Here is a 9,472-nt window from a genome sequence, read left to right as displayed (position 1 = left end):
ACCGCTTCGGACCCCAGAAAGTGGGTCGGGGAGAGGTTCGATTCTGCACTCCTCTCTGGGCTAACCGCTTTCCCGAGCGGGTAAGCGGGGCCCCCCCCCCCCCCCCCCCGCTGTCGTTCGTGCGGCGTTGTCGGTGGCAGCGGATAGCCTGCACAAACAGGTGAGCGAGGAGGGGGTGCGGCGTGCGTGTTCTCGGGGTGGACCCGGGCCTGACCCGGTGCGGCGTCGGCGTCGTCGAGGGCGTCGCCGGACGGCCCCTCACCATGCTCGGCGTGGGCGTGGTGCGGACGGCCCCGGACGACGACATCGGGATGCGCCTCGTCGGCATCGAGCGCGGCATCGAGGAGTGGATCGACCGCTTCTCGCCCGAACTCGTCGCCGTGGAGCGGGTGTTCAGCCAGCACAATGTGCGTACGGTGATGGGCACCGCCCAGGCCAGCGCCGTCGCCATGCTCTGCGCCTCGCGCCGCGGCATCCCCGTCGCCCTGCACACCCCCAGCGAGGTCAAGGCCGCCGTCACCGGCAGCGGACGCGCGGACAAGGCGCAGGTCGGGGCCATGGTGACCCGGCTGCTCCGGCTCTCCGCCCCGCCCAAGCCGGCCGACGCCGCCGACGCCCTCGCCCTCGCCATCTGCCACATCTGGCGCGCCCCCGCCCAGAACCGTCTCCAGCAGGCCGTCGCCGAGAACCGTCTCCAGCAGGCGGTCGCCCGGCAGGCGTCCGCAGTGAAAGGCCGAACCCGATGATCGCCTTCGTCAGCGGCCCGGTCGCCGCGCTCGCCCCCACCACGGCCGTCATCGAGGTCGGTGGTGTGGGCATGGCCGTCCAGTGCACCCCGGGAACGCTCGCGGGACTGCGGATCGGTGAGGACGCCCGGCTCGCCACCTCCCTCGTCGTACGGGAGGACTCCCTCACCCTGTACGGCTTCGCGGACGACGACGAGCGGCAGGTCTTCGAGCTCCTCCAGACCGCGAGCGGCGTCGGACCCCGCCTCGCCCAGGCCATGCTCGGGGTGCACAGCCCCGACGCCCTGCGGGTCGCCGTCTCCACCGGTGACGAGAAGGCCCTCATGGCCGTGCCCGGCATCGGCAAGAAGGGCGCGCAGAAACTCCTCCTCGAACTGAAGGACAAGCTCGGCGCGCCGCTCGGCAGCAGCGGCATGGTCGGCGCGCAGCGGGCGGCGGCCTCCGGTCCCGCGCCGTGGACGGAGCAGCTGTCCGCCGCGCTGATCGGCCTCGGCTACGCGTCGCGCGAGGCGGAGGAGGCGGTGGTGGCGGTGACGCCGCAGGCGGAGGAGGCGATCGCCGCGGGTGGCTCCGCGCCGGTGCCGCAGCTGCTTCGGGCGGCCCTGCAGTCCCTGAACCGCGCCCGCTGACGGGCCCCGCCGCGCGGGGCTTCCCCACCCCGCCGCACCGACCACCGCGCACCACCACCGAGAAGGCAGAAGAACCGTGAACTGGGACGACGAGACCACCGGCGACGACGAGGCGCGCATCGTCGGGGCATCGGCCGAGGGCGACGACCAGGCCGTCGAGGCGGCTCTGCGGCCCAAGGACCTCAGTGAGTTCGTCGGCCAGGAGAAGGTCCGTCAGCAGCTCGACCTGGTCCTCAAGGCCGCCCGCCAGCGCGGAGCCACCGCCGACCACGTGCTGCTCTCCGGTGCCCCCGGCCTCGGCAAGACCACCCTCTCGATGATCATCGCCGCCGAGATGAACGCGCCGATCCGCATCACCTCGGGCCCCGCCATCCAGCACGCCGGCGACCTCGCCGCGATCCTCTCCTCCCTCCAGGAGAGAGAGATCCTCTTCCTCGACGAGATCCACCGGATGTCCCGGCCCGCCGAGGAGATGCTCTACATGGCGATGGAGGACTTCCGGGTCGACGTCATCGTCGGCAAGGGCCCCGGCGCCACCGCCATCCCGCTCGAACTCCCGCCGTTCACCCTGGTCGGCGCCACCACCCGGGCCGGCCTCCTGCCGCCGCCGCTGCGCGACCGCTTCGGCTTCACCGGCCACATGGAGTTCTACGACCCGGCCGAGCTCCAGCGCGTGATCCACCGGTCCGCCGGACTCCTCGACGTCGAGATCGACCCGGCGGGCGCCGCCGAGATCGCCGGCCGGTCCCGCGGCACCCCCCGGATCGCCAACCGGCTGCTCCGCCGCGTCCGCGACTACGCGCAGGTCAGGGCCGACGGCGTCATCACCCGGGAGATCGCCGAGGCGGCCCTCAGCGTGTACGAGGTCGACGGCCGCGGCCTCGACCGGCTCGACCGGGCCGTCCTGGAGGCCCTGATCAAGCTCTTCGGCGGCGGCCCCGTGGGTCTCTCCACGCTCGCCGTCGCGGTGGGGGAGGAGCGCGAGACCGTCGAGGAGGTCGCCGAACCCTTCCTCGTACGGGAGGGTCTGCTGGCCCGTACGCCCCGTGGTCGGGTCGCCACCCCCGCGGCATGGGGGCATCTCGGACTGGTTCCGCCGCAGGCAGCGGGCCCGGGGACGGCCGGAAGCGGACAACAGGGGCTCTTCGGGGCGTGACGGTGCTGACACTCGCCCGGACAGGAACCGGGGTGCGATGCTGGACGTTGTTCAGTCGATGCGGACTCGCCTAGACTCCGCCGATGCCGCCCTTTCTGGTCGGCGCGCCCACCCCCGAAGATCAGGCCGCGGGTTCTCCGCGACCGTGCGAAGGAAACCCGTCCCGTGAGCATCGTGACCCTCCTCCCCTTCATCGTCCTCATCGGGGCCATGTTCCTGATGACCCGCTCTGCCAAGAAGAAGCAGCAGGCGGCGGCGCAGATGCGCAACGAGATGCAGCCCGGCACCGGCGTACGGACGATCGGGGGGATGTACGCCACCGTCAAGGAGATCGGCGACGAGACCGTCCTCCTCGAGGTCGCTCCCGGCGTGCACGCCGTCTACGCCAAGAACGCGATCGGCGCCGTCCTCGAGGACTCCGAGTACAACCGCATCGTCCACGGTGACGACGAGGACTCGGACTCCGACACCGTCGTCCCGGACGACGCCTCGTCGCTGACCGAGGCCGCCGAGGCCACGGAGACCGTCGAGGACGCGCCGAAGGCCGATCTGACGAAGAAGTCGGACGTGACCGACGCTGCGGAGGGCCAGAAGGACGGCAAGGCCGACGGCGAGACCGACGCGAAGTAGTCGCGGCCGAGGACACCGCGCACGCCCACCGGCGTGCGCGGTTCTCGGAACGGTTCCACGTCTGCGGGGGAAGGTCCCCACACACACTTCGTGGCCGTCCCGCGCACACCCGGCGCGGGACGGTTGGACAGGGAGATACGACAGGTGGCAGCACCGAAGAAGGGCCGAAGGCCGGCGGGGGGACAGAGCCGGCCGGGCCGCGCCCTGGCACTCATCCTGATCGCCATGGTCGCGCTCACCGGCGGCATGTTCTGGTCGGGGCACACCACCCCGCGCCTGGGCATCGACCTCGCCGGCGGTACGTCGATCACGCTCAAGGCCAAGGCTGATCCTGGCCAGGAGTCGGCGGTCAACGAGACCAACATGAACACCGCCGTCGGCATCATCGAGCGCCGTGTCAACGGTCTCGGTGTCTCCGAGGCCGAGGTCCAGACGCAGGGCCGCGAGAACATCATCGTCAACATCCCTCGCGGCACGAACGAGAAGCAGGCCCGGGAGCAGGTCGGTACCACCGCCCAGCTCTACTTCCGGCCCGTTCTCGCGGTGACGGAAGGCGGACCCGCGCCGGCGCCCAGCGCCAGCTCCTCCGGTTCCCCCTCGGCCACGCCGAAGCCGTCCGCGTCCACCTCCGGCTCGTCCGTGGGCGAGAAGTCGGGCACCCCGACGGCCACCGGCTCGGCCCAGGGCCGCGCGCTCACCGAGGCCCTCAAGGCCCCGTCCCCGACGCCCACCGGCAGCGCCTCGTCGTCCGCGACGCCGAAGGCCACCGGCACCCCGTCGGCGACCCCGACGCCGGACGCCGCCACCGCGGCGCTCCAGCAGAAGTTCACCTCCCTGAACTGCCTCGACCCCAAGCAGCGCAGCGCCGCCGGCCAGGGTGTCCTGCCCGCCCAGCCCACCGTGGCCTGTGGCGAGGACGCGCCGGGCGTGTGGTCGAAGTACCTCCTCGGCCCGGCCGAGGTGGACGGCAAGGACGTCGACGACGCCCAGGGCGCCTTCGACCAGCAGCGCGGCATGTGGATCGTCACGATGGACTTCACGAGCGCGGGCTCCAAGAAGTTCCAGTCGATCACCGGCAAGCTGTCGGCGCAGGCCGACCCGCAGAACCGGTTCGCGATCGTCCTGGACGGCGAGGTCGTCTCGGCCCCGTCGGTGCGCCAGACGCTGAGCGCGAGCGCCGAGATCTCCGGCAACTTCAACCAGCAGTCGGCCCAGGACCTCGGCAACATCCTGTCGTACGGTGCCCTGCCGCTCACCTTCGAGACGCAGAGCGTCGACACGGTCACCGCCGCGCTCGGCGGCGAGCAGCTGGAGGCCGGTCTGATCGCCGGCGCCATCGGCCTCGCCCTGGTCATCATCTACCTGGTGGCCTACTACCGCGGCCTGTCGCTGATCGCCATCCTCAGCCTCGGCGTCTCCGCGCTGCTCACCTACGTGATCATGGCCCTGCTCGGCCCGGCCATCGGCTTCGCGCTGAACCTGCCGGCCGTCTGCGGCGCCATCGTCGCCATCGGTATCACCGCGGACTCGTTCATCGTGTACTTCGAGCGCATCCGTGACGAGCTCCGCGAGGGCCGCACGCTCCGCCCGGCCGTCGAGCGCGCCTGGCCGCGTGCCCGCCGCACCATCCTGGTCTCCGACTTCGTGTCGTTCCTGGCCGCGGCCGTGCTCTTCATCGTCACCGTCGGCAAGGTCCAGGGCTTCGCGTTCACGCTCGGCCTGACCACCCTGCTCGACGTCGTCGTGGTGTTCCTCTTCACCAAGCCGGTCATGACGCTCCTCGCGCGGACCAAGTTCTTCGGCGACGGTCACGCCTGGTCCGGCCTCGACCCGAAGCGACTCGGCGCCAAGCCGCCGCTGCGCCGCACCCGTCGTGCCAATGCCTCTGTCGCTGGCCCTGTCGACCCGAAGGAGGCGTGAGATGTCGAAGCTCGGCGATCTCGGCGCCCGGCTCCACCGTGGTGAGGTCGGCTACGACTTCATCGGCAACCGCAAGATCTGGTATGGCCTGTCCATCCTGATCACCATCACCGCCATCGTCGCCCTGGCCGTCCGCGGCCTCAACATGGGCATCGAGTTCCAGGGCGGTGCCGTCTTCACCACCCCGAAGTCGGAAGTCTCCGTCAGCCAGGCGCAGGAGTACGCGGAAGAGGCCTCCGGTCACGACGCGATCGTCCAGCAGCTCGGCAACGGCTCCCTCCGCATCCAGGTGGGCGGCCTCGACACCGCGCAGTCCGACAAGGTCCGCACGGAGCTCGCCAAGGACCTGAACGTCCCCGAGGACAAGATCGCGGCGGAGCTCGTCGGCCCCAGCTGGGGTGAGCAGATCGCCACCAAGGCCTGGACGGGCCTGGGGGTCTTCATGATCCTCGTGGTGATCTACCTGGCCATCGCCTTCGAGTGGAGAATGGCGGTCGCCGCGCTCATCGCGCTGATCCACGACCTCACGATCACGGTCGGCATCTACTCGCTGGTCGGCTTCGAGGTCACGGTCGGTACGGTGATCGGTCTGCTGACCATCCTCGGATACTCGCTGTACGACACAGTCGTCGTCTTCGACTCCCTCAAGGAACAGACGAAGGACATCACGAAGCAGACCCGCTTCACGTACAGCGAGATGGCCAACCGCTCGATCAACGGCACCCTGGTCCGTTCGATCAACACCACCGTCGTCGCGCTGCTGCCGGTCGCCGGCCTGCTCTTCATCGGTGGTGGCGTCCTCGGCGCCGGCATGCTCAACGACATCTCGCTGTCGCTGTTCGTCGGACTCGCAGCCGGTGCGTACTCCTCGATCTTCATCGCCACCCCGCTCGTCGCCGACCTCAAGGAGCGCGAGCCGGCGATCAGGGCACTCAAGAAGCGCATCATGGCGAAGCGGGCCGGTGAGGCCGCCAAGGGCGAGTCGTACGACGGGTCGGGCGACGAAGGCGAGATCGCCGTCGTCGGCCCGCGGGCGAGTCGCCGCGGCCGCTCGGAGCACCGAGGATGACCGCCGAGGCCCAGGACGTCACCGACCTCCTGCTCAGCCGCATCCGCGACGTACCGGACTACCCGAAGCCGGGCGTGCTGTTCAAGGACATCACGCCGCTGCTCGCGGACCCGTCGGCGTTCACGGCGCTCACCGACGCCCTCGCCGGGCTGTGCTCCGCGCACGGCGCGACGAAGATCGTCGGACTCGAGGCGCGCGGCTTCATCCTGGCCGCCCCGGTGGCCGTCCGCGCGGGACTGGGATTCATCCCCGTCCGCAAGGCCGGCAAGCTCCCCGGGGCGACGCTCAGCCAGGCGTACGAGCTGGAGTACGGCACCGCCGAGATCGAGGTGCACGCCGAGGACCTGGCCGCGGGCGACCGCGTCATGGTCATCGACGACGTCCTCGCCACCGGCGGCACGGCCGAGGCCTCGATCGAGCTCATCCGCCGCGCGGGCGCCGAGGTGGCGGGCGTCGCGGTCCTGATGGAACTCGGCTTCCTCCCGGGCCGCGCCCGCCTGGAGCCGGCTCTGAACGGCGCTCCGCTCACGGCGCTGATCACCGTCTGACATCGGGCTTCACCCCGCACGGGGCGCTCCGGGGAATCCCCGGAGCGCCCCGTCGGTTTTCCCGGAGTGTCCCGGTCCGGGACCCGAGGGGCGTGCCACGCCCGCTGTCGGGCCCGTTCCCCGCCCCGGCCGCGTGAGCAGCGCCTGTCCGGGCTCGATACCATGGCCTTTCCGGGCCTGACCGGGGGACCCGGTACCTCCCCCAGACTCCGTCCGGGGGGACCCCAGAGGAGCGCTCTTGCCAGACGAGGCCCAGTCACTCTCCGCCGCGCAGCCCGACCCGAAGGCCGACAAGGCCGCGCCGGGGACCGGCACGCCCCAGAACAAGCCCGCGGAGACCGGGCCCGCGTCTGCCGCGTCCGCGTCGCCGGCCCCCAAGCCGCCGGCGCCCGAGGCCCAGCCCCCGACGAGGCCCGCTCCGGCGGCGCCCGGACGCTCGGGCGGCTCGTCCAACCGCGTCCGCGCCCGCCTGGCCCGGCTCGGCGTCCAGCGCTCCTCCCCGTACAACCCGGTCCTCGAACCGCTGCTGCGGATCGTCCGCTCCAACGACCCGAAGATCGAGACGGCGACGCTCCGCCAGGTCGAGCGGGCCTACCAGGTCGCCGAGCGCTGGCACCGCGGGCAGAAGCGCAAGAGCGGCGACCCTTACATCACGCACCCGCTCGCGGTCACGACGATCCTCGCCGAGCTCGGCATGGACCCGGCGACGCTGATGGCCGGCCTCCTGCACGACACCGTCGAGGACACCGAGTACGGCCTGGAGGACCTGCGCCGCGACTTCGGCGACCAGGTCACGCTCCTCGTCGACGGTGTCACCAAGCTCGACAAGGTCAGGTTCGGCGAGGCCGCGCAGGCCGAGACCGTCCGCAAGATGGTCGTCGCCATGGCCAAGGACCCGCGCGTCCTGGTCATCAAGCTCGCCGACCGCCTGCACAACATGCGCACCATGCGCTACCTCAAGCGGGAGAAGCAGGAGAAGAAGGCCCGCGAGACCCTCGAGATCTACGCGCCCCTGGCCCACCGCCTGGGCATGAACACCATCAAGTGGGAGCTGGAGGACCTCGCCTTCGCGATCCTCTACCCCAAGATGTACGACGAGATCGTCCGGCTCGTCGCCGAGCGCGCCCCCAAGCGGGACGAGTACCTCGCCATAGTGACCGACGAGGTCCAGACCGACCTGCGTGCCGCCCGCATCAAGGCGACCGTCACCGGGCGCCCCAAGCACTACTACAGCGTCTACCAGAAGATGATCGTCCGCGGCCGTGACTTCGCGGAGATCTACGACCTGGTGGGCATCCGTGTGCTCGTCGACACGGTGCGGGACTGCTATGCCGCCCTCGGCACCGTCCACGCGCGATGGAACCCGGTCCCCGGCCGGTTCAAGGACTACATCGCGATGCCGAAGTTCAACATGTACCAGTCGCTGCACACGACGGTCATCGGTCCCAACGGCAAGCCCGTCGAGCTGCAGATCCGCACCTTCGACATGCACCGGCGCGCCGAGTACGGCATCGCCGCCCACTGGAAGTACAAGCAGGAGGCCGTCGCCGGTGCCTCCAAGGTGCGCGCCGACGTGCCGAAGAGGACCGGCAAGGACGACCACCTCAACGACATGGCGTGGCTGCGTCAGCTCCTCGACTGGCAGAAGGAGACCGAGGACCCCAGCGAGTTCCTGGAGTCCCTGCGCTTCGACCTCTCGCGCAACGAGGTCTTCGTCTTCACACCGAAGGGCGACGTCATCGCGCTGCCCGCCGGCGCGACCCCTGTCGACTTCTCGTACGCCGTCCACACCGAGGTCGGCCACCGCACCATAGGGGCGCGGGTCAACGGCCGGCTCGTGCCGCTCGAATCGACCCTCGACAACGGCGACCTGGTCGAGGTCTTCACCTCCAAGGCCGCCGGCGCCGGGCCCTCCCGCGACTGGCTGGGCTTCGTCAAGTCCCCGCGCGCCCGCAACAAGATCCGGGCCTGGTTCTCCAAGGAGCGCCGCGACGAGGCCATCGAGCAGGGCAAGGACGCCATCGCGCGGGCCATGCGCAAGCAGAACCTGCCGATCCAGCGGATCCTCACCGGCGACTCCCTCGTCACCCTCGCCCACGAGATGCGCTACAGCGACATCTCCTCGCTGTACGCGGCGATCGGCGAGGGCCATGTCACCGCCCAGTCCATCGTGCAGAAGCTCGTCCAGGCGCTCGGCGGCGAGGAGGCGGCCACCGAGGACATCGACGAGACGGCTCCGCCCACCCGCGGCCGCACCAAGCGCCGCTCCAGCGCCGACCCCGGTGTCGTGGTCAAGGGCGTCGAGGACGTCTGGGTGAAGCTGGCCCGCTGCTGCACCCCCGTGCCCGGCGACCCGATCATCGGCTTCGTCACCCGCGGCAGTGGCGTATCGGTTCACCGCAGCGACTGCGTCAACGTCGAGTCGCTCTCCCGGGAGCCGGAGCGGATCCTCGAGGTCGAGTGGGCGCCCACCCAGTCCTCGGTCTTCCTCGTCGCCATCCAGGTCGAGGCCCTCGACCGCTCGCGGCTGCTCTCCGACGTCACCCGGGTCCTCTCGGACCAGCACGTCAACATCCTCTCGGCGGCCGTCCAGACCTCCCGGGACCGGGTGGCCACCTCGCGCTTCACCTTCGAGATGGGCGACCCGAAGCACCTGGGCCACGTCCTGAAGGCCGTACGCGGCGTGGAGGGCGTCTACGACGTGTACCGCGTGACCTCCGCCCGCAGGCCGTAACGGCACCGACGAGGAAGGCCCCCCGGCGCACTGCCGGGGG

General features: G+C 70.9%; 8 protein-coding genes. All 8 read left to right on the top strand.

What is annotated here, in order from left to right; translation table 11 throughout:
- The first annotated feature begins 182 nt into the window (after positions 1–182).
- Positions 183–746 carry a crossover junction endodeoxyribonuclease RuvC gene (gene ruvC, locus ACZ4XX_RS20315; protein WP_468509248.1) on the top strand — a complete coding sequence of 188 codons (564 nt, stop codon included), beginning with the start codon at positions 183–185 and terminating at the stop codon, positions 744–746.
- Positions 743–1,375 carry a Holliday junction branch migration protein RuvA gene (gene ruvA, locus ACZ4XX_RS20310; RefSeq protein WP_468509247.1) on the top strand — a complete coding sequence of 211 codons (633 nt, stop codon included), beginning with the start codon at positions 743–745 and terminating at the stop codon, positions 1,373–1,375. The genes ruvC and ruvA overlap by 4 nt, the downstream gene beginning before the upstream one ends.
- 76 nt (positions 1,376–1,451) lie before the next feature.
- Positions 1,452–2,531 carry a Holliday junction branch migration DNA helicase RuvB gene (gene ruvB / locus ACZ4XX_RS20305; RefSeq protein WP_468509246.1) on the top strand — a complete coding sequence of 360 codons (1,080 nt, stop codon included), beginning with the start codon at positions 1,452–1,454 and terminating at the stop codon, positions 2,529–2,531.
- A 165-nt stretch (positions 2,532–2,696) separates the two neighbouring features.
- Positions 2,697–3,161 carry a preprotein translocase subunit YajC gene (gene yajC / locus ACZ4XX_RS20300; RefSeq protein ID WP_055602346.1) on the top strand — a complete coding sequence of 155 codons (465 nt, stop codon included), beginning with the start codon at positions 2,697–2,699 and terminating at the stop codon, positions 3,159–3,161.
- Positions 3,162–3,305: 144 nt separating this feature from the next.
- Positions 3,306–5,081 carry a protein translocase subunit SecD gene (gene secD / locus ACZ4XX_RS20295; protein ID WP_468509245.1) on the top strand — a complete coding sequence of 592 codons (1,776 nt, stop codon included), beginning with the start codon at positions 3,306–3,308 and terminating at the stop codon, positions 5,079–5,081.
- A 1-nt stretch (position 5,082) separates the two neighbouring features.
- The gene (gene secF, locus ACZ4XX_RS20290) at positions 5,083–6,150 is read left to right on the top strand and encodes a protein translocase subunit SecF (RefSeq protein WP_468509244.1); all 1,068 of its coding nucleotides are present in this window, start codon (positions 5,083–5,085) and stop codon (positions 6,148–6,150) included.
- Complete coding sequence (locus ACZ4XX_RS20285; protein ID WP_468509243.1) at positions 6,147–6,698, top strand: adenine phosphoribosyltransferase; 552 nt, start codon at positions 6,147–6,149, stop codon at positions 6,696–6,698. The genes secF and ACZ4XX_RS20285 overlap by 4 nt, the downstream gene beginning before the upstream one ends.
- A 238-nt stretch (positions 6,699–6,936) precedes the next feature.
- Positions 6,937–9,432 (top strand): RelA/SpoT family protein, encoded by a 2,496-nt coding sequence (locus ACZ4XX_RS20280; RefSeq protein ID WP_468509242.1) that lies wholly within the window; start codon positions 6,937–6,939, stop codon positions 9,430–9,432.
- Positions 9,433–9,472 lie beyond the last annotated feature (40 nt).

It is taken from the genome of Streptomyces sp. NPDC029956 (assembly GCF_055574655.1).
The sequence above is the reverse complement of the archived record's forward strand: the minus strand, read 5'-3'. Positions and strand labels throughout refer to the sequence as shown.